The organism is Oryzobacter faecalis (assembly GCF_046764005.1).
In the GTDB taxonomy this organism is placed as follows: Bacteria; Actinomycetota; Actinomycetes; order Actinomycetales; family Dermatophilaceae; genus Oryzobacter; species Oryzobacter faecalis.
The window spans coordinates 142,462-162,286 of the sequence record NZ_JBKOFW010000001.1 but is presented as its reverse complement, the minus strand read 5'-3'; the positions used below and the strand labels follow the sequence as shown (position 1 = coordinate 162,286).

General features: G+C 74.1%; 17 protein-coding genes. 5 read left to right on the top strand and 12 right to left on the bottom strand.

The window, feature by feature from the left end; translation table 11 throughout:
- Positions 1-84: 84 nt before the first annotated feature.
- The 8 genes from ACK8HX_RS00795 to ACK8HX_RS00760 form a co-directional block, all read right to left on the bottom strand.
- Positions 85-477: a YciI family protein gene (locus ACK8HX_RS00795; protein ID WP_411938739.1), complete on the bottom strand. Its 393-nt coding sequence runs from the start codon at positions 475-477 to the stop codon at positions 85-87.
- Positions 474-1,736: an ATP-grasp domain-containing protein gene (locus tag ACK8HX_RS00790; RefSeq protein ID WP_411938738.1), complete on the bottom strand. Its 1,263-nt coding sequence runs from the start codon at positions 1,734-1,736 to the stop codon at positions 474-476. The genes ACK8HX_RS00795 and ACK8HX_RS00790 overlap by 4 nt, the downstream gene beginning before the upstream one ends.
- A gap of 30 nt (positions 1,737-1,766) precedes the next feature.
- The gene (locus ACK8HX_RS00785) at positions 1,767-2,513 is read right to left on the bottom strand and encodes an esterase family protein (RefSeq protein WP_411938737.1); all 747 of its coding nucleotides are present in this window, start codon (positions 2,511-2,513) and stop codon (positions 1,767-1,769) included.
- A 60-nt stretch (positions 2,514-2,573) separates the two neighbouring features.
- The gene (locus ACK8HX_RS00780) at positions 2,574-3,605 is read right to left on the bottom strand and encodes an alpha/beta hydrolase (RefSeq protein WP_411938736.1); all 1,032 of its coding nucleotides are present in this window, start codon (positions 3,603-3,605) and stop codon (positions 2,574-2,576) included.
- A 3-nt stretch (positions 3,606-3,608) separates the two neighbouring features.
- Positions 3,609-4,601: a co-chaperone YbbN gene (locus ACK8HX_RS00775; RefSeq protein WP_411938735.1), complete on the bottom strand. Its 993-nt coding sequence runs from the start codon at positions 4,599-4,601 to the stop codon at positions 3,609-3,611.
- A gap of 42 nt (positions 4,602-4,643) precedes the next feature.
- On the bottom strand, positions 4,644-5,672 hold the full coding sequence (locus ACK8HX_RS00770; protein WP_411938734.1) for a hypothetical protein: 1,029 nt from the start codon (positions 5,670-5,672) through the stop codon (positions 4,644-4,646).
- A complete protein-coding gene (locus ACK8HX_RS00765) occupies positions 5,669-6,373 on the bottom strand; it encodes a hypothetical protein (RefSeq protein ID WP_411938733.1) in 705 nt (234 codons plus the stop codon). The genes ACK8HX_RS00770 and ACK8HX_RS00765 overlap by 4 nt, the downstream gene beginning before the upstream one ends.
- A 138-nt stretch (positions 6,374-6,511) precedes the next feature.
- Positions 6,512-7,027 carry a MarR family winged helix-turn-helix transcriptional regulator gene (locus ACK8HX_RS00760; protein ID WP_411938732.1) on the bottom strand — a complete coding sequence of 172 codons (516 nt, stop codon included), beginning with the start codon at positions 7,025-7,027 and terminating at the stop codon, positions 6,512-6,514.
- A 120-nt stretch (positions 7,028-7,147) separates the two neighbouring features.
- Here ACK8HX_RS00760 and ACK8HX_RS00755 point away from each other — a divergent pair, with 120 nt between their 5' ends.
- Both ACK8HX_RS00755 and ACK8HX_RS00750 read left to right on the top strand, forming a co-directional pair.
- Positions 7,148-7,882 carry an HAD family hydrolase gene (locus tag ACK8HX_RS00755; RefSeq protein WP_411938731.1) on the top strand — a complete coding sequence of 245 codons (735 nt, stop codon included), beginning with the start codon at positions 7,148-7,150 and terminating at the stop codon, positions 7,880-7,882.
- A gap of 11 nt (positions 7,883-7,893) precedes the next feature.
- A complete protein-coding gene (locus ACK8HX_RS00750; protein WP_411938730.1) occupies positions 7,894-10,464 on the top strand; it encodes a glycoside hydrolase family 65 protein in 2,571 nt (856 codons plus the stop codon).
- 49 nt (positions 10,465-10,513) lie between these two features.
- Here the strand turns inward: ACK8HX_RS00750 and meaB are convergent, their stop codons facing one another.
- Positions 10,514-11,494, bottom strand: a complete 981-nt coding sequence (gene meaB, locus ACK8HX_RS00745) for a methylmalonyl Co-A mutase-associated GTPase MeaB (RefSeq protein ID WP_411939329.1) — start codon at positions 11,492-11,494, stop codon at positions 10,514-10,516.
- A 5-nt stretch (positions 11,495-11,499) separates the two neighbouring features.
- Positions 11,500-12,699, bottom strand: coding sequence for an acetyl-CoA C-acetyltransferase (locus ACK8HX_RS00740; protein ID WP_411938729.1), 1,200 nt, complete (start codon positions 12,697-12,699; stop codon positions 11,500-11,502).
- A gap of 136 nt (positions 12,700-12,835) precedes the next feature.
- Between ACK8HX_RS00740 and mce the strand changes: the two genes are divergently transcribed.
- Positions 12,836-13,279, top strand: coding sequence for a methylmalonyl-CoA epimerase (mce, locus tag ACK8HX_RS00735; RefSeq protein WP_411938728.1), 444 nt, complete (start codon positions 12,836-12,838; stop codon positions 13,277-13,279).
- 162 nt (positions 13,280-13,441) lie between these two features.
- Entirely contained in the window at positions 13,442-14,929 is a 1,488-nt protein-coding gene (locus ACK8HX_RS00730) for an MDR family MFS transporter (RefSeq protein WP_411938727.1), read from the top strand.
- Here ACK8HX_RS00730 and ACK8HX_RS00725 read toward each other — a convergent pair.
- A complete protein-coding gene (locus ACK8HX_RS00725; RefSeq protein WP_411938726.1) occupies positions 14,916-16,925 on the bottom strand; it encodes a hypothetical protein in 2,010 nt (669 codons plus the stop codon). The two genes, ACK8HX_RS00730 and ACK8HX_RS00725, sit on opposite strands and share 14 nt — an antisense overlap.
- Positions 16,922-18,235: a glycoside hydrolase family 15 protein gene (locus ACK8HX_RS00720; protein WP_411938725.1), complete on the bottom strand. Its 1,314-nt coding sequence runs from the start codon at positions 18,233-18,235 to the stop codon at positions 16,922-16,924. The genes ACK8HX_RS00725 and ACK8HX_RS00720 overlap by 4 nt, the downstream gene beginning before the upstream one ends.
- 168 nt (positions 18,236-18,403) lie before the next feature.
- Between ACK8HX_RS00720 and ccrA the strand changes: the two genes are divergently transcribed.
- Complete coding sequence (gene ccrA, locus ACK8HX_RS00715) at positions 18,404-19,744, top strand: crotonyl-CoA carboxylase/reductase (protein WP_411939328.1); 1,341 nt, start codon at positions 18,404-18,406, stop codon at positions 19,742-19,744.
- The last annotated feature ends 81 nt before the right edge of the window (positions 19,745-19,825 follow it).

Below are 19,825 nucleotides of genomic sequence, written 5' to 3'. Positions count from 1 at the left end.
CGCCCTGCCCGTCCCGCCTCCGGTCGAGGTATTCGCCCGGTCTCCGACACCGGCCGAAGACCTCGACCCGTCGGACGCCTGCCGTCAGAGGTCCTCGAAGGCGACCCGCTCCCCCACCGGCCCGTCCTGCTCCGGGAAGGCGACCCGCCCCGCCGAGACGGCCCACCGGGCCGTGTCGACCCGGAACCGCCCGGCGAGGACGGCCGGGTCCTGCTCGGCGTGACGACGGGCCTCCTCCGGGGACACCGTCCAGAGCGACATCCCGCGGATCGTGTCGTCGCTCTTGTCGAGCAGCGGCCCGTTCGCCGCCACGAGCCCGCGCTCCCAGAGCGCGTGCAGGTACGCGAGGTGGGCGTGGTGGAGGGCGGTCGACGCCTCCTCGTCGAGGTCCGGCGGGCTCTCCCCGCTCCTCAGGTACACGACGGTGCGGACGTCGAACTCCTCCGGGACACCGTGCGGGCGGACCGGCTCGGTCACGCGGACCGCCCTGCGAGAGAGTCCTGCTCGTCGCTGACCCACATCCCGAGCAGCCCGCCGAAGTGCGCCTCGAACCGGTCCCACTCGTGCGGTGGGTAGGTCTGCTGGATCGTCGAGGTGAGGAGGGTGCGGAAGTCGGGCCCGGAGATCCACTCGAGCACCATCTCGTCGAGGTGCGGCAGCGTCGACTCGCAGAACGCCCGGTAGCGCTCGGTCTCGAAGTAGTCGTCGGCGAGGGACTGGTAGGCCGCGAGCCGCCCGGCGTAGTCGAGGACCTCGTCGTCGGCGACGGCGAACCACGGCCCCGTCTCGACCTGGGTGCGCGGCGACCGCCCGGTGACGACACAGAACGCCGTCCACCGCAGCAGCGCCTTCATCGCCCACGGGAAGTAGTAGTGCAGCGAGGTGACGGCGACGTCGGGACACGCGTTGGCGTAGTCGATGGGGTGGACGACGCCGTCCTTGACGAGCATCTCGCACGAGTTGAACTCCCAGCGGAAGAAGGCGTTGACCGTCTGGCTGATCGTCACGACCTCGCGGCCCACCTCCTCGGAGAGGAACCCGTGCCGGACGGCGTACCGGTGGTGCATCGGCTCGTCGGGCTGGAACTTCATGACCATCGTCTCGGGCCCGATGGTCAGCGACCGGGCGAAGTGCTCGAAGTCCGGCACCGACGCCTGCAGGTGCATGAGCATCTCGCCGGAGTCGTCGTACGCCTGGTGGAGGTCGGCCCGGTCCTTGACCTGCGAGACCCCGCGCCAGCCGCCGCCGTCGAACGGCTTCATGAACAGCGGGTACCCGAGCGAGTCGGCGATCGAGTCGAGGTCGAACCCTCGGTTGTACTTGGCCGACGTGTAGGCCCACCGGGCGTTGTCGACGGGGTTCTTGTACGGCACGAGCACGGTCTCGGGCACGTTCATGCCGAGGCGCATGAGGGCGCAGTAGGCCGAGTGCTTCTCCATCGACTGGAAGGTGAACGGGCTGTTGAGCAGGTACACGTCGTCCATGAGGGCGACCTTCTTCAGCCACTCGCGCGGGTGGTAGTACCAGTGGGCGAGCCGGTCGATGACGAGCTCGTGGCGGGGCTTGTCGCGCAGGTTGAACGGCTCGATGCTCACCCGCTCGGTCGTGATCGAGTGGCGCGTCCCGTCGGGGGCGGTGAGGACGCCGAGCCGCCGGGCGAGCGCCTCGAACGTCGTCGGCCAGTCCTCCTCGGCGCCGAGCAGCAGGCCGACGAGGTGGTCGGTGGTGGAGGCCACGGTCAGTTCTCCTTCGGTGGGACGCAGCGGTCAGACGAAGCGGGGCAGGTGGTGCGCGAGCTGGCGGTGCCACCACGGCCAGTCGTGGGCGCTGTCGTGGCCCCACACGTCGAGCTCGTGGCGGATCCCCCTGCGCGTTAGCAGGTCCGCGAAGGCCCGGGTGGACGACAGCGCCCGCGTGGGTGACTCCTCGAAGGGGCCCTGACCGACGACGAGGAGGATCGACGCACGGGAGCGAACCCAGTCGAGGTGGTCGCCCTCCATGTTGGCGACGTAGGCCGAGGGGTTGGCGAAGTACGTGGCGTCGCCGAGCTCGCCCCACCCGTTCCACGTCGTCGGGTCGTAGTTGCCGGAGAGCCCGATGGCGACAGGGGCGACGTCGGCGCGCTGCAGCGTCGTGTGGACCGCGTGGTAGGCGCCGAGCGAGACGCCGACGGTGACGACCTCGCTGTCACCCCCGGTCTCGGCGACGACGTGGGGCAGCACCTGCTCGGACACCCAGGCCGCGTACACCCCGGCCCGGTGGGCGCGTTCCTCGGTGGGAAGGTCCCGGTTCGACCAGGACCAGGCGTCGAGGGAGTCGACGCAGAACAGGCTGACCCGCCCCTCGTCGACGAGCCACCGGACGGCGTCGAGCATCCCGTTGCCCTCGGCGTCGTGCGCTCCCCCGGCCTCCGACGGGAAGAGGAGCACCGGCCTCCCCCACGACCCGTGGCGCACGACCTCGAGGGTCGCGTCGTGGCCCGGGACGGGCAGTCGGACGCTGCGGGTCTCCATGCGCCCACCCTGCCGCCCGGGGGACGGCCTCGCAACCACGCCCCCCGACCGCCACCGGCGTCACCACACGCGCTGGAGGACCTCCGTGAGGGTGGGGTCGAGGGCGTCGCGCCAGGCGGTGTAGTTGTGCAGGTCCGGCACCTCGCGCAGGCGCACCTCGTGCCCGGCGCGGGTCAGGGCGCTCGCCATGTCGCGGTTGTTGGCGAGGTTCTCCTCGAGCGTGCCGCACGTCATCCCGACGACGAGGGGGTGCTCGACGTGGCGCATGTCGAGGAGCGACTGCACCGTGCGCGAGATCCGCCCGAACCAGCGGTAGCCGCTCTCGGAGTCGTCGTGGCGCACCTGGAAGAACGACCCCGACTGCGCGAGGACGCCGCCGGTGCGGGGAGAGGCGAGGACGCCGAGGAGGAGCGCGGTCAGGCCCCCGAGGCTGGCCCCGGCGACGACGACCGGCGACCTCCGGGCGAAGCGGGCGTCGATCCGGTCCAGGCCGGCCTCCGCCACGGTCCGCAGGTACTGCGGCGACCCCGAGTACCACGCGTCACGGAGCACCGGGTGCGCGAGCGCGACCCGGTGCGGCGGGAGGTCACCGGACGCGACGAGGGCCGCCGAGTAGGTCGTCAGCGAGGCGAGCGAGTCGTACTCGGGGCCGTCGTGGACGAGGAGGAGGGGCGCCGGCTCGTCCTCCGGGAGGTCGGCGGGCGCCCAGACCGTGACGGGCACCTCGTCGGCGGTCTCCCCGACGAGGCTGAGGTCGGTGAGCCGCCCCTCGACGACCGGCGCGTCGAGCCACCACGGGGGTGCGTAGCCGGGCAGCTCGAGGACGCTGCGGTCACCGAACGCGGTGGCGACCCGGGCCGGGTTGAGCGGGTCGAGGACCGTCTCCGTCTCCGCACCACGGGAGACCGCGAACCGGTACTCCACGCGCTGCACCGGCGGCCGGGGCAGGTACAGGTGCCACCCGTCACCGTCGCGGTGCAGCGAGCGCGGACCCGGGACGGCGGGGTCGCAGTCGAGGTCGACGGCGGTGACCTCGGCGTCGTCGGGGTCGAACCGGAAGCGGACGAGACCGCCCCCGAGGGTCGTCGTCACCGCTCAGAACAGGGCGCTCATGAGCGCCGTGCGGCCCTTGCGAACCCGCTCGTCGTGGTTGCCCACGACCGCGAACAGGTCGAGCAGGTGGGTGCGGACCCGGTCGCGCTCCTCGCCCGACGTCGACCGGACGAGGTCGAGGAGGCGGGTGAAGGCGTCCTCGACGTGCCCGCCGAGGACGTCGAGGTCGGCCACCGTCATCGCGGCGTCGAGGTCCGAGGGGTCGGCGGCCGCGGCCGCCCGAACCGCCTGGGCGTCGACCCCGCTCGTGCGCTCCATGAGCCGGACCTGCGCGAGGCCGAGCTCGGCGTCGTGGTCCTTCGGGTTCTCGGCGAGGGCCTGTTCGTAGGCCGCGACGGCGGCGGCGTGGTCGCCGCGCTCGATGGCGTCGAAGGCGGCCTGGTGCAGCGGCGGGAGGGCGTCGTCCTCCTCCGCACCCTCGACCGGGGCGAGGTCGACGCGCCCGGTGATGCCGTTCTGGACGGCCGCCTGGAGGAGCTGGTCGAGGACGGCACGCACCTCGGACTCGGGCTGCAGGCCCGGGAAGAGCGGCACCGGCTGCCCCTGGAGGAGCCCGAACGTCGCGGGCACCGTCGGCTGCCCGAAGGCCTGGACGAGGAGCGGCTGGAAGGCCTGGAGCAGCTCGGGCTGGGCGGACAGGTCGGCGGTGAGGACGAGGACACGACCCTCGAGCCCGGCGGCGACGCGGGCGACGGTGTCGACGAGCTCGCGGGTCTGCGGGTGCTCCGAGGACCACAGGACGAGGACCCCCGCGACCTGGAGGGTGCGGCCCAGGGCGCTCTGGAGGTTCGTCGCGTCGACCTCGACGACGAGGCCGTCGGGGATGGAGCCGCCCGGGGCTGCGCCTCCTGCGGGCGCGGCCCCGGCGGGCGCGGCCCCGGCGGGCGCGCCGGTGGGGGCACCGGCGGCCGGGCCGCCCATCGCGGAGAGGTCGACGGCGCCGCGGGTGCCGGCGGGACGGGGGGTCTCGGTCATGGACCCGATTCTGTCAAACGCGGTGGTGGTGCAGGCGGCGGGTCAGCGCCCGGTCCCGGAGACGAGCAGCTCGCTCGCCCCGATGACGCTCGCGGCACCGCTCTCGGGGACGACGACCGCGACGGCCTCGAGGTTCTCGAGCTTCATCGACCGCGTGACCTTCGCCTTGCCGACGACGTCGGCGTACTCCTTGGGGAGGACGAGCTCCTTGGCCGTCGGCTTCAGCGTGATCGTGTCGGTGCGCTTGACGAGGGCGAACGTCACGGCGCCACCGTCGGCGAGGCGGAAGGTCAGGGCGTGCTCGAGCTGCGGGGAATGCACCTGGGACAGCGTCGCGAGCTTGCCGAGCGCCTTCGCCTGCCCGGCCGCGGCCCGGGTCAGGCCCTCGGCGAACGGGTCGGTGACGTCGACGACCTTCGTCGGCCTCGGCTTCGGGTACGCGAGCGCGCCGGCCCACGCCTTGAGGACGGCCTCCGGCGAGGCCGCGAGGCCCTCCTTCGAGCCGGTGTCGAGCAGCGGCGCCCCCTCCGAGGCCGACCCGACGGCGGGGAGCTGCGCCCCGGCGAACATCGGCACGGTGGCCGCGATCCGGAAGGCCTCATCGGGCTGCTCCGAGAGCAGGACGTGGAGGTACTGGGTGTTGTCGTCGGCGTCGAGGCTCGTCGCGAGGATGGCCCTCGGCCAGGCGCGGCCCTGCGACTGGGCGAGCACCTTCGGGGTCGGGCCGGTCACGAGGGCGGTGCCGGTCGGCGGCTGCGCCTTGCGCGCGGCGCGGGCCTCGGCGAGGGTCAGGGCGTCGCCGGTGAAGGTCCTCGCGCGGGCGGCCTTCTGCGCGGCCGCGTCGCCGTCGGCCGGGGCCTCGGCGGCCGTGAGCAGCCGGGTCGCGATGGCGGTGGCGCCGTCGGTGTCGAGCGGCGCCGCGGCGGTGCGCTCGGCCGGGGCGGGCTCGATCCCGACGAGGGCGTCGGTCGCGGTGCCGCAGCCACCGGCCACGAGCGCGACGGCGAGGGCCCCGACGACGGGGAGCAGGCGGGCGGCGGGACGGGCGGGACGGGGAGTGGGGCGGCTCATCGGGCGGCCTCCTCGGGGTCACGGGGCAGGGCGACGGTCTGCTCGGCGTCGGAGCGGGCCGGCACCGGGGGTGCGACCTCGAGGTGGTGCTCGTCGCCCTCACGGGACGCCCGCCGCGGCCACAGGAGCAGCACGCCGACGACGAGGACGAAGAGGCCGACGAGCGCGGCGACGACGGCCTCGACGAACCAGGTCTTGTCGGTGATGGTGAGGGTCAGCGACTGCAGCGGGGCGCCGTCGGTCGTGGCGACGAGGGTCTCGGGGGCCTCGTCCTGCTGCACCGTGAGGGTCACCGGGCCCTCGGCGTCGTCCTGCTGGCGCCACAGGTCGGCCGTGCCGAGTCCCTCGCTCGCCGGGCCGGATCCGCGGGTCGCGGTGGTGAGGAGCCAGTCCTGCACCTCGACGCCGGTGACCTCCGTGTGGCGGGCGTCCCCCAGCACGGCGGTCGCGTCCGAGGGGTTGGCGAGCGCCATCCAGGCCCGGGTTCCGGCGGCGGGCGTCGCCGTGACGACGACGTCGGCGTCGACGCGGTTGAGGACGTCGGGCCGGATGACGACGGGCTCGGCGCCGTCCGGTCGCACGGTGAACTCCGCGGTGCCGGAGCTCCCGAGCTGGGTCGCGAACCACACGCCGAGGGCGGTGAGCGCCAGGCCGGCGAGGGCCAGGAGCGCACCGACGACGCGTCTGACGACAGTGAGCATGGGGTGTTCCTTGTGCTGGTTCCGGGGCGTCCCGGGCACCGGCCCGGGGGTGAGGCTGCCTTCCACCATGACAAACCCCGAGGGGCCGCGACAAATCCCTCGTGCGCGGAGGTGACCGAGGCCACGCCCGGCGACGGCTCAGTCGTCGAAGTCGCGTGACCCCACGCGCACCAGCCGCAACAGGGCGTACAGCGCCTCGTGCTGGTCCTCGTCGAGCATCGACAGGCCGAAGTCGGCCGCCTCGAGGTCGGCGGTGACGGCCTCCATGGCCTCGCGACCGGCGTCGGTGATGACGGCGAACGCGCCGCGCCGGTCGGCCGGGTTCGGCACCCGCTCGACGAACCCCTGGGCGGCGAGGCGCTGGACGATGTTCGTCGCGCTCGTCGGGTGCACCATGAGCCGCTCCCCGATCCGCGACATCGACAGCCGGCCCTCGCGGCTGAACGCGAGGAGGACGAGGGCCTCGTAGCGCGCGAAGGTGAGGCCGTGGCGCCCGGCGATGGCGTCGAACTGTCCGAGGAGCAGCTGCTGCACGCGCATGACCGACGTCGCCGTCGCCATCGACACCGCCCGCGACTGCGGGCCCCACCGCTTCCGCCACAGCTCCGCGGCCCGGGCGATCGGGTCGAAGGGCAGGCGGACGGGCTGGCTCACAGCGTGCACGCTAGCCGAGGCGGGAGCGCCCCTCGCGGACCGACCGCTCGGCGAACGCTGCGGACCGCGACCGCGAGGCGCGTTGCGCAAGCGCTCTCGCCCTCCCTAGCGTTGCGGCCCATGAGCGGTTCCCCCGTGACCTGGACCGACCACGCCGCGGTCCTGTTCGACCTCGACGGCGTCCTCACCCCCACCGCGGAGGTGCACCGGCGCGCGTGGGCCGAGATGTTCGACGCCTTCCTCGCCTCGTGGTCGGGTGAGGGGGACACCTCGCCGTGGACCGAGCAGGACTACTACGACCACGTCGACGGCAAGCCGCGCTACGACGGCGTCCGCGACCTCCTCCTCTCGCGCGGGATCACGCTGCCGGAGGGTGCGCCCTCCGACGCGCCCGACGCCGTCACCGTGTGCGGGCTCGGCAACCGCAAGAACGACGCGTTCAACGCCGTCCTCGACCGCGACGGCGTCGAGCCCTACCCCGGCTCCGTCGCCCTCCTCGACGTGCTGCGCGACCTCGGCACCCCGCTCGCCGTCGTCTCCTCCTCCGCCAACGCCCCGGCCGTCCTCGAGGCGGCGGGCCTGGCCGACCGGTTCGTCACGGTCGTCGACGGGCGGGTCGCCGGCGAGCTCGGCCTGGCCGGCAAGCCGGCGCCCGACACCTTCGTCCACGCGGCGCAGGAGTGCGGCACGGTCCCCGCGCGGGCCGTCGTCGTCGAGGACGCCGTCTCCGGCGTGCGGGCCGGCGCGGCGGGCGACTTCGCCCTCGTCATCGGGGTCGACCGGGGGGCGGGCGCCGACGCGCTCACGGCCGCGGGCGCCGACGTCGTCGTCGCCGACCTCGGGGTCCTCGCGTGAAGGCGGGGCACGTGACGGGCGACCCGCTCGACCGCAGCCGCTTCCCCGCCGACCCGTGGCGGCTCGTCGAGCGCGACTTCGACCCCTCCGACCTCGGCGTCACCGAGACCCTCTTCTCCGTGGCCAACGGCTACATCGGGATGCGCGGCAACCCCGAGGAGGGCCGCGAGGCGTTCGAGCACGGGACCTTCGTCAACGGCTTCCACGAGACCTGGCCGATCCGGCACGCCGAGGGGGCCTTCGGCTTCGCCCGCACCGGGCAGACCATCGTCAACGTCCCCGACGCCAAGCTGATGAAGCTCTACGTCGACGACGAGCCCCTCGTCATCGGGATGGCCGACCTCGAGCGCTACGAGCGCACCCTGGACTTCCGCGACGGCATCCTGCGCCGCTCCCTGCTGTGGCGCACGCCCTCGGGCAAGCGGGTCCTCGTCGACTCGACCCGCATGGTGTCGATGACCCAGCGCCACCTCGCCGTCCTCACCCTCGAGGTGACGATGCTCGAGGGCGACGCCCCGGTCCTGGTCTCGAGCCAGCTGCTGAACCGGCAGGACGGCGAGGACGAGTACCACGAGCCGGCGCAGGGCCGGGTCGCGACCGCCGACCCCCGCAAGGCGGGCGTGTTCGAGGGGCGCGTGCTCGTGCCGCGGGTCCACCGGGCCACGGAGGACCGGATGACTCTCGGCTACCGGTGCGCGAACTCCGGGATGACGGTCGCCGTGGCGGCCGACCACACCCTGCTCACCGACGACCCCTACGAGGTCGTCGTCCGCGCGGAGGAGGACCTCGCGAAGATGGTCTTCCGGGTGGACGCCACGCAGGGGCGCACGGTCCGGATCGAGAAGACCGTCGCGTACCACACCTCCCGCAGCTTGCCGGTGCGCGAGCTGTCCGACCGGTGCGACCGCACGCTCGACCGCGCGGCCCGCTACGACGTCGACCACTACCGCTCGGAGCAGCGGGCCTGGTACGACCGGTTCTGGGAGCGCAGCGACGTGGAGATCGGCTCCGAGGACCCGGAGACGACCGCCGTCCAGCAGGCGATCCGCTTCAACCTGTTCACGCTCGCGCAGGCCGCCGGCCGCGCCGACGGTCAGGGGGTCCCGGCCAAGGGCGTCACGGGGTCCGGCTACGAGGGCCACTACTTCTGGGACAGCGAGGTGTACGTCGCGCCCTTCCTCACCTACACCAGCCCCGACCTCGCCCGGAACCTCATGCACTTCCGCAGCCGGATGCTGCCCGCCGCCCGCGACCGGGCCCGCGAGCTGTCCCAGCGCGGCGCCCTCTTCCCGTGGCGGACGATCAACGGCGAGGAGGCGTCGGCCTACTACGCGGCCGGGACCGCCCAGGTCCACATCGACGCCGACGTCGTCCACGCCCTCGTGCAGTTCGTCAACGCGAGCGGCGACGAGGGGTTCCTCCTGCGCGACGGGCTGCCGATCCTCGTCGAGACCGCTCGCCTGTACGCCGACCTCGGGTTCTGGCGGAACAACGGCGCCCGGTCCTTCCACATCCACGGGGTCACCGGCCCGGACGAGTACACGACCGTCGTCAACAACAACCTGTTCACCAACGTCATGGCCCGCGACAACCTCGAGCAGGCGGTCGCCTGGGTCGAGTGGGCCCGCACCGAGCACCCCGACGAGTACGCGCGCCTCGCGCAGAAGCTGCACCTCGACGACAGCGAGATCGCCGAGTGGGCCGAGTGCGCCGGCGGGATGCACATCCCCTTCGACACCGGCCTGGGAATCCACCCCCAGGACGACTTCTTCCTCGACCGCGAGGTCTGGGACCTCAGCCGGACCCCGGACGAGCTGCGGCCCCTGCTCCTGCACTACCACCCCCTCGTCATCTACCGCTTCCAGGTGCTCAAGCAGGCCGACGTCGTGCTCGCCCTGTTCCTCCAGGGCGACCGGTTCACCGCCGAGGAGAAGCGCAAGGACTTCGAGTACTACGACCCGATCACCACGGGCGACTCCACGCTGTCGGCCGTCGTCCAGTCGGTCGTCGCGGCGGAGGTCGGCTACCACGAGGTCGCGTGGGACTACTTCCTCCAGGGGCTGTTCGTCGACCTCGCGAACCTGCACGGCAACACCGTCGACGGGCTGCACATCGCCTCCACCGGCGGGGTGTGGGCCTCGCTCGTCAACGGCTTCGCGGGGATGCGCGACCACGACGGGCGGCTGCGGTTCGACCCGCGCCTGCCCGACCGGTGGTCCTCGCTCACCTTCCCCCTCACGTGGCGGGGCACGCGGGTGCGGGTCACGCTGACCCCCGACGCGCTGCGGCTCGAGGTCGAGGACGGACAGGTCCCGGTGGCGGTCGACGTCCGGGGCGAGGCGCACGAGGTGGCGCCGGGTGCACCGGTCGAGGTCGCCCTCGACGGCCACGGCGAGCGGCTCGCCGGGGTGCTCGGGGACCGCCCGAAGACCGGGGGCACCCGAGCCGACGGCAGCCGGATCACGGCGGGGGTCCCCGACCCCATGCCGCTCGAGGAGGGCGAGGTGCCCGAGCCGCTGCTCACCGAGACGGGGATCCCCGACCCCGGGCTGTCCGACGCCACGCTCGCCGGCCACGGCTGAGGCCCACCGGCCGACCGCCCGCCCGTGGCCGGGGCCGGGCGGCGCCGCGTCACCCGGGATCGGCGGCGGTGGTGTCAGAGGTACCGGCGAGCGCGTCGGCCGCGGCGTACGGGTCGAGCCGACCCGCGACGACGTCGGCGGCGAGCGCGTCCAGCCGCGCCCCGTCGATGCCGCCGAGCCGCCGTCGCACGGCCTCGAGGGCCAGCGCCTCGACCTCACGGGCCGCCCGCCGGGTCCGCCGCCGACGCAGCCCGGCGTCGCCGAGGTGGGCGAGGTGGTCCGCGAGCGCGCCGACGACGTCCTCGACGCCGGTGCCGCTCAGGGCCTCGGTCCGCAGCACGGGCGGACGCCACGTGCCGGGCTCGGACCTGTCCGCGAGGGAGACGGCGTGCCGCAGGTCGCGCACCGTTCGGTCGGCGCCCTCGCGGTCGGCCTTGTTGACGACGAGGACGTCGGCGACCTCGAGGATGCCGGCCTTGGCCGCCTGGATGCCGTCCCCCATCCCCGGTGCGAGCAGGACGAGGGTCGTGTCGGCGGTCGACGCCACCTCGACCTCGCTCTGGCCCACCCCGACCGTCTCGAGGAGGACGACGTCGCACCCCGCGGCGTCGAGCACTCGCACGGCCTGCGGCGCCGCCCACGACAGACCGCCGAGGTGGCCACGCGCGGCCATCGAGCGGATGAAGACCTCGGGGTCGGCGGCGTGGTCGGACATCCGGATCCGGTCGCCGAGCAGCGCTCCCCCGGAGAAGGGCGAGGACGGGTCGACCGCGAGCACCCCGACGCGCGCGCCGCGGGAGCGGTAGGCCGCGACGAGCGCGTTCGTCGTCGTCGACTTCCCGACCCCCGGCGCCCCGGTGATGCCGACGACGTGGGCCCGGCCGGTGTGCGGGGCGAGCGCGGCCATGACCTCGCGCAGCGCGGGGTGGGCGTCCTCGACGAGGGAGATGAGACGCGCCACCGCACGCGGACGCCCCTCCCTCGCGTCGGACACGAGGGAGGGGACGTCGACGTCGCGGGCTGCCTTCAGCGGCGTCAGCCCTGCGCGGGGACCTTGACGACGAGCGCGTCGCCCTGGCCGCCGCCGCCGCACAGGGCGGCCGCGCCGATCCCGCCGCCGCGGCGCTTGAGCTCGAGGGCGAGGTGGAGGGTGATGCGGGCGCCGGACATGCCGATCGGGTGGCCGAGGGCGATGGCGCCGCCGTTGACGTTGACCCTGTCCTCGTCGAGGCCGAGCTCCTTCGTCGAGGCCAGGCCGACCGCGGCGAACGCCTCGTTGATCTCGACGAGGTCGAGGTCGGCGGGCGAGATGCCCTCGCGCTCACAGGCCTTGGCGATGGCGCGGGCCGGCTGGCTCTGCAGGGTCGAGTCGGGACCGGCGACGACGCCGTGCGCGCCGATCTCGGCGAGCCAGTCCAGGCCCAGCTCCTCGGCCTTCGACCTCCGCATGACGACGACCGCGCAGGCGCCGTCGCTGATCTGCGAGGCCGAGCCGGCGGTGATGGTGCCGTCCTTGCGGAACGCGGGGCGCAGGCCGCCGAGCGACTCGGTGGTCGTGTCGGGGCGGATGCCCTCGTCAGCCTTGAACTCGAGCGGCTCGCCCTTGCGCTGCGGGATGGAGACCGCGACGACCTCGTCGTCGAGGAGCCCGTCCTTCCAGGCGCGGGCGGCGAGCTGGTGGCTGCGCGCCGCGAAGGCGTCCTGCTCCTCGCGGGTGAAGGCGAGGTCGCCGGTGTTCGCCGACTCGGTGAGCAGGCCCATCGCCTGGTCGGTGAAGGCGTCCCACAGCCCGTCCTGCGCCATGTGGTCGTGGAGGGTGACGTCGCCGTACTTGAACCCGTCGCGGCTCTTCTCGAGCAGGTGCGGGGCGTTCGTCATCGACTCCTGCCCACCCGCGACGACGACCTCGAACTCGCCCGCACGGACGAGCTGGTCGGCGAGAGCGATGGCGTCGACCCCGGAGAGGCAGACCTTGTTGATCGTCAGCGCGGGCACCGACATCGGGATGCCGGCCTTGACCGCCGCCTGCCGGGCGGGGATCTGGCCCTCACCGGCCGTGAGGACCTGGCCCATGATCACGTAGTCGACGGCCTCCGGGGCCACACCGGCCTTCTCCAGGGCGCCCTTGATGGCGATGCCGCCGAGGTCCGAGCCGCTGAAGCCCTTGAGCGAGCCGCTCATCCGCCCCATCGGGGTACGGGCGCCGGCGACGATGACGGTCGGGTCGGTGGACATGAGGAGGCCTCCGGAGGTGGTGTCTGAGGGGACGTCCTCGACTGTAGTGCGGCGGCCGGACGCTGCCATCCCCGGAGGTCGGTGACCCTCGCCACCCGTGCGGCGGGACGCCCCGACACGCTCCTACGCTGGCCCCATGAGCGAGCTCCCCACCGACCTCTTCACCGCGATCGACCACGTCGGCGTCGCCGTCGCCGACCTCGACGAGGCGGTCTCGTTCCACGAGCGGGTCTACGGGATGCGCAAGCTCCACGAGGAGGTCAACGAGGAGCAGGGCGTCCGAGAGGCGATGATGGCGGTCGGCGACTCGGGGTCGTGCATCCAGCTCCTCGCGCCCCTCTCCCCCGAGTCGACGATCGCGAGGTTCCTCGAGCGCAGCGGCCCGGGCATCCAGCAGCTCGCGTACCGCGTCGCCGACCTCGACGCCGTGAGCGCCACCCTGCGCGAGCGTGGCCTGCGCCTGCTCTACGACGCCCCGAAGCGCGGCACGAGCAACAGCCGGGTCAACTTCATCCACCCCAAGGACGCGGGCGGGATCCTCGTCGAGCTCGTCGAGCCAGCGCAGGTTGCCGCACACTGACCCGGGCCGGGGGCCGGTCGCCGCGAGGCGCGCCGGCCCGGCGGCCCGGCGGCGGAATAAACCGGTCGTCCGGGTGACTTGCGACACGTAGCCTCGAGCTGCCGGCCCTCCCCGACGACGTGACGGACCGGGCACCCAGACCGACCCACCGTCAGGACCCCCGTGACCTCGCCTGCCCCGACCGCACCCGCCCCCGCGGGCACCGACCCCGTCACCCCGGCCGGCGAGGCCCGCGCACCCGCGCGCGGCACCCCGCCCGTCATCCGGTGGCTCGTCCTCGCGACCTTCGTCGTCATCCTCAACGAGACGATCATGATCAACGCGATCCCGCGGCTCATGAGCGACCTCGGGGTCACGGCGCAGGCCGCCCAGTGGCTCTCCACCGCCTTCATGCTGACGATGGCGGCCGTCATCCCGGTGACCGGCTGGTTCCTCCAGCGCTTCGCGACCCGCACCGCCTACCTCACGGCGATGGCGACCTTCCTCACCGGCACGGCGCTGGCCGCCGTCGCCCCGAGCTTCGAGGTGCTCCTCGGTGCGCGCATCGTCCAGGCGGGCGGCACGGCGGTGATGATCCCGCTCCTCATGACCACCCTCATGACCGTCGTGCCCGAGCGCGACCGCGGCCGGGTCATGGGCAACGTCACGCTCGCGATGTCGGTGGCACCCGCGATGGGTCCGGCGGTGTCCGGCGTGGTCCTCCAGGCCGGCTCGTGGCGCCTGCTGTTCCTCCTCGTGCTCCCGATCGCCGCCGCCGTCACGTGGGCCGGGTTCCGCCGGCTGGAGAACGTCGGCGAGACGACCCCGGGTGAGGTCGACTGGCTCTCGGTCGTCGTCGCGGCGCTCGGCTTCGGCGGGCTCGTCTACGGGCTCAGCCGGTTCTCCGAGGGTGAGGTCGGCACGCCGGTCGCGCTCATCGTCGCCGGCCTGCTCGCCATCGCCGGCTTCGCCCTGCGCCAGCGCTCGCTGCAGCGCAGCGGCTCACCGCTCATGGACCTTCGCGTCCTGACGCACCGCACCTACGCGCTCTCGCTGGCCCTCATGGCCGTGTCCTTCATGTCGATGCTCGGCGCGATGATCCTGCTCCCCATGTACCTGCAGGAGGTGCGGGGGCTGAGCCCGCTCCAGACCGGCCTGCTCGTCATGCCGGGCGGTCTCGCGATGGGCCTGCTCGGCCCGACGGTCGGGCGCGTCTTCGACCGCCTCGGCGGGCGGGTGCTCGTGGTCCCGGGGGCGGTCGGGCTCGTGCTGGCCCTCGCGGGCCTCGCCCAGGTCGGTGCCGGGACGCCGTACGCCTTCGTCCTCGGCGTGCACGTCCTGCTGTCCGTCGCGCTGGCCGCGGTGTTCACCCCGGTGTTCACGCTTGGGCTGGGTTCGCTTCCGGCACACCTGTACTCGCACGGGAGCTCGATGCTCGGCACGCTCCAGCAGGTCGCCGCCGCCTTCGGCACGGCCCTCGTCATCACGGTGATGACGACCCGCGCCACCTCCCTCGCCGCGGTCGGGACCGACGAGGTCGGCGCCCTCCTCGGCGGGCTCCGGTCGGCGTTCCTCGTCGGCGCGGTGATCTCGGTGGCCGTCATCGCCCTCGCCGTCCTGCTGCCCAACCGCGCGGCCAACCCGGAGGGCGCCCCCGTCACCGGCCACTGACCCGGTCCGCCCCGCTCCTCGCGCCCGCTGCGACGAGGAGCGGGGCGAGGACGGCCGCGACGAACGCGGGGATGACGAGCCCGGAGTCGTTCACGGCGAAGCCGACCAGGGCCATGACCGCGGCACCGCGCAGGACGACGCCCCCCGGCGCGCTCGGTCCTCGCCCGGTGCGCCACGCGACCGTGACGAGGACGAGGGCGGCCACCGTCATCGCCAGCAGCGGCGGAGAGCCGAGGTTGGCGAGGTTCTGGGCGACCTTGCGCCCGACCACCTCGTCGGCACCACCGGTGACGACCGTCTCGACGAACGCTCCGAGGTGGGTGCGGGAGCCCGCCGGACGGAGCCAGTCGAGGACGGCCACCCCGGCGACGAGCGCCACCGACCCGAGCGCCGCCAGCACGACGCGAACGACGGTGAGCCGCAGGCCTGTTGCTGTCGCGAGGACGAGCAGCCCGCCGAGTAGCAGCCCCGGCGGGCCCCCGAAGTCGGCGCCGAGGCTCGGCAGGGCCTCGAGGCCGAGGGCGGCGACGAGGACTCCGAGCCCGAGCGCGGGTCCACCCCACCGGCCGAACCGGCCCGGGGCCGCCAGTGCCGCGACGACGGCGAGCACCGCGACCCCGTAGAGCGCGAACGAGGTGTTCCCGAACCCGTAGAACCGCCCCCCGACGGTGGGGTTCTGCCCGAACACCGACCCCAGCTGGAGCCGCGACCCGAGGAGGACGTCGCCGCCGAGGACGAGGAGCGTCACGACCGCGACGACGAGCAGGCCGCCGAGGTGGCGCCGGCGCTCGGCCAGCAGGGCGGCCCCACCGACGAGGGCCACCACGCCCAGCAGGAGGGCGACGAACGCGGCCGCCGGGGCACCCGACCGCCACCACGGCACGAGGTTGGCGACGAAGGTCGCCACCGGCACCGACGCGACCGCCACGCCGGCGACCACGAGGCCTCGAGGGAGGGGCGTCCCGGCCTCCCTCCGCCACCACACCACGGCCACGGCGAGGCACCAGAGCGCGAACCCCGCGGCGAGCCAGCCGGTCACCTGCGGGCTGACCGACCGCAGGGTGGCCGCCCTCTCCTCGAAGCCGACGCGGTCGGCCACCCGCTCGGCCACCGGCGAGCCGTCTGCCGAGGCGGTGAGGACTCGGCCGGTCACCCCCTCCGTCCCGGCCCCGGCGCGCGCGAGCGCGGTCGCCGTGAGGTCCTGGAGCTGGGCCACCCCGGGCTGACGCGTCGAGGCCGAGCTGAGCAGGCCCGCAGGGAAGGAGGGCCCCGCGGCGACGACCGCGCGCGGGCGCACCGGGGAGACGCCGTCGCCCAGACCGGCCACGACGACGTCGGCGCCCGATGCGTCCGCCACGGCGACCACCCGCCCGACGAGGTCGTCGGCGCGGGCGAGCACGGTGGTCCGGGCCGGCCCCTCCGTCGGCAGCACCTCGCCGTCGATGAGGGTGATGACGCAGTCGAACCGGTCCGGCAGCGCCTCCGAGTGGTGGGCGACCCGCCCCGACGCGTCGGCCCCCCCGATGGCGGCTCCCGGGCCCACCGTCGCGACGCACCCGCCCGCCGCCGCGACCGCCGTGCCCAGCGTCCCCGGCCGCGCCCCGTAGCCGGCGCCACGCGCGGCCGCCACGAACTCCTCCCAGAGCGGGACGGTCCCGCCGACGACGGGGCCGGGGTCTCGGCAGCCCGCGAGCGCGTCGGCGGCCCGGCGGCCCGAGGAGAGCGTGAGCCACCCGTCGGTCGCGCACGAGGTGCTCCGGACCGCCCGGACGGTCAGCGAGCCGAGGGAGCCGCGGTCGGCGAGGCCGGTGACGTGGGGCAGGTCGCCGTCCCGGACGTCGGACCAGGTGAGCCCGGGGATCCCGACGACGACGAGCGGGCGGGCGTCCTCCGAGCCGGCCGCCGCCGGGGTCGCGGTCGCCGCGGCGAGCGTGAGCCCGAGGAACGCGACGAGGGTGACGACGAGGCCCGCCCACGACGAGCCGCGCCTCGTCATCGGGCGCGCACCTCCTCGTGCCGGGCGATGACGACGAGGGCGGCGGTCCAGGCCAGCGGCGCGACCGCGGCCGGCCGACCGTCGTGGAGGACCTTCTCCGGGTAGGAGCCGGCGTCGGTCCGGTGCGCGCCGAGCCAGGTGAGGAGGGCGTCGGCCTTGCCGGCGTGACCGTTCGCCGCCCAGGCCGACGCGAAGAGCGCCGTCTGCGGGGTCCAGCTGACGCCGTCGTTCTTCCACTCCTCGCCCGGCGCCAGGCCGCCCGCCGGGCGCAGCATCGCGGTCTGGGCCCGGTCGAGGGCGGACAGCACCTCGACGTCGGCCGCGGTGGGCCCGATCGGGGGCACGAGGAACGCCACGGCGGCATCGGGCGCCGACCCGCCGAGCCGCCGCGGGTAGCCGCCCGGCCCGAACCGGTCGCGGACGGCCGCGGCGAGCACCTCGGCGGCGCGGGCCGTGCGGTCGGCCAGGGCCATCTCGCCGACGTACGGCAGGACGTCACCGACGCAGCGCAGCCCGGCGAGGACGGCCGCGGCCGTCCCGAGGGTCAGGGTGTCCTCGACGCGCTCCCAGTAGTCCGACGACGGCTGCGGCAGGTCGGTCTCGCCGTCGATCGAGGCCAGCAGGCGGCGGGCGCAGCGCACGAGCATCGGCCGCAGGGGCGCGAGCCTGTCGACCGCTCGCTCCGGGTCGGCCGCGGCGATCTGGGCGGCGCCCCAGACGACCCACCCGGTGCCGTCGAGCTGCGGCACCCGGTCATCCGGCCGCCGCCGCCTCGAGATGTCGTAGCGGGCCTCGAACCAGCCGTCACGTCGCTGGACCCGCTGGAGGAAGCCGAGGTGTCGCGCCGCCTGGTCGGCGTGACCGGCCCGGGCGAGCGCGGCCGACGCGAACGAGACGTCCCGGGGCCAGGCGTACCGCCAGCGGTCGGTCCAGCCGGCCACCGACACCGGGAGACCGTCCGAGAGCACGCGCAGGTCGAGCAGCGCCGAGCGCAGCAGCCCGTCGCCGTCGTCCAGGCGCCGTCGAACCCAGGGGGCGCAGTCCTCCAGCCAGGCCCGCTCGTCCTCGACGAGGCGGTTCGTGAAGGGCCGGCCGGCGAGCACGCGGGTCCCCGGCACGACCCGGTCGGCGTGGCCCCGCGGGACGAGCTCGCGGGCGCCGCCGCCGGAGAAGGCGACCGTCTCGCTGTAGAGGAGGATCTCGGCCCGCATGATCCGCTGCGTGATGCTCCAGTGCGCGGCCGCCGAGTAGGCCCCCACACCGACCGCGCCGAGCACCGCTCGACGGGGGGTGAGGAACGAACCGGCCACGACCGCACGGTATCCCGGGCCCCCGAACGCCGTCCCCGACCCCGGTGAGCCGGATCACGTCGTGAGCGCCGTCATAGGTCCCCGCCCGCGTCCCGCGGTGGCCGCTAGGTTCGCCGGCAGGTGTCTGCCGACGACGCTGTCCGACTCAACTCCAAGGAGCACGACCGCATGGACCAGATCCGCGAGGCCATCCTCTCCGGGGACCGGAGCGAGGCCACCTACGCCGGCATCGCCATCCCCGAGGCGTACCGGGCCGCCACGGTGCACAAGGACGAGGTCGAGATGTTCGCCGACCTTCCGACGAAGGAGAAGGATCCCCGCAAGTCCCTCCACGTCGAGGACGTCCCGGTCCCCGAGCTCGCCCCCGGTGAGGCCCTCGTGGCGGTCATGGCGAGCGCCATCAACTACAACACCGTGTGGACCTCGATCTTCGAGCCGGTCTCGACCTTCGGCTTCCTCGAACGCTACGGGCGCACCTCGGAGTTCGCCAAGCGGCACGACCTGCCGTACCACGTCGTCGGCTCCGACCTCGCGGGCGTCGTCCTGCGCACCGGCCCCGGCGTCACGAAGTGGAAGCCGGGCACCGAGGTCGTCGCGCACTGCCTCTCGGTCGAGCTCGAGGACGCCGAGGGCCACGACGACACGATGATGGACCCGCAGCAGCGGATCTGGGGGTTCGAGACGAACTTCGGCGGCCTCGCCGAGCTCGCGGTCGTCAAGGCGAACCAGCTGATGCCCAAGCCCGCGCACCTGTCGTGGGAGGAGGCCGCCTCCCCCGGCCTCGTCAACAGCACCGCCTACCGCCAGCTCGTCAGCAAGAACGGCGCCGCGATGAAGCTCGGCGACCGCGTCCTCATCTGGGGGGCGTCCGGCGGTCTCGGCTCCTACGCGACCCAGATGGCCCTCGCCGGGGGCGCCACCCCGATCTGCGTCGTCTCCTCCCCCGAGAAGGCCGAGATCTGCCGGTCGATGGGCGCCGAGCTCATCATCGACCGGTCCGCCGAGGGCTATCGGTTCTGGAACGAGGACAACACCGCGCAGGACCCCAAGGAGTGGCAGCGCCTGGGCAAGAAGATCCGCGAGCTCACCGGCGGCCACGACGTCGACATCGTCTTCGAGCACCCGGGCCGCGAGACCTTCGGCGCCTCGGTCTACGTCGCGCGCAAGGGCGGCACGATCGTCACCTGCGCCTCGACCTCCGGGTACCTGCACGAGTACGACAACCGCTACCTGTGGATGAACCTCAAGCGGATCGTCAGCTCGCACTTCGCGAACTACCGCGAGGCGTGGGAGGCCAACGACCTCGTGGCCCGCGGCATCGTCCACCCGACGCTGTCGAAGACCTACCGGCTCGAGGACGTCGGGCAGGCCGCGCTGGACGTCCACCGCAACGCCCACCAGGGCAAGGTCGGCGTCCTCACCCTCTCGCCCGAGCCGGGGCTGGGGGTCACCGACACCGACAAGCGCGCCCGCTTCGAGTCGGCCATCAACCGCTTCAGCGACGCCTGAGACCACGTCCCGACGGCGAGGGAGACCCACCCTCCCGGTCCCGTCGTCGCAGGCCCGGGCGCCACTAGGGTGGCCGCGGGA

Coding starts and splice junctions, on each gene's coding strand:
- ACK8HX_RS00785 (WP_411938737.1), bottom strand. CDS start 2,513: ATGGAGACCCGCAGCGTCCGACTGCCCGTCCCGGGCCACGACGCGACC.
- ACK8HX_RS00775 (WP_411938735.1), bottom strand. CDS start 4,601: ATGACCGAGACCCCCCGTCCCGCCGGCACCCGCGGCGCCGTCGACCTC.
- ACK8HX_RS00770 (WP_411938734.1), bottom strand. CDS start 5,672: ATGAGCCGCCCCACTCCCCGTCCCGCCCGTCCCGCCGCCCGCCTGCTC.
- ACK8HX_RS00765 (WP_411938733.1), bottom strand. CDS start 6,373: ATGCTCACTGTCGTCAGACGCGTCGTCGGTGCGCTCCTGGCCCTCGCC.
- ACK8HX_RS00755 (WP_411938731.1), top strand. CDS start 7,148: ATGAGCGGTTCCCCCGTGACCTGGACCGACCACGCCGCGGTCCTGTTC.
- ACK8HX_RS00740 (WP_411938729.1), bottom strand. CDS start 12,699: ATGTCCACCGACCCGACCGTCATCGTCGCCGGCGCCCGTACCCCGATG.
- mce (WP_411938728.1), top strand. CDS start 12,836: ATGAGCGAGCTCCCCACCGACCTCTTCACCGCGATCGACCACGTCGGC.
- ACK8HX_RS00725 (WP_411938726.1), bottom strand. CDS start 16,925: ATGACGAGGCGCGGCTCGTCGTGGGCGGGCCTCGTCGTCACCCTCGTC.
- ccrA (WP_411939328.1), top strand. CDS start 18,404: ATGGACCAGATCCGCGAGGCCATCCTCTCCGGGGACCGGAGCGAGGCC.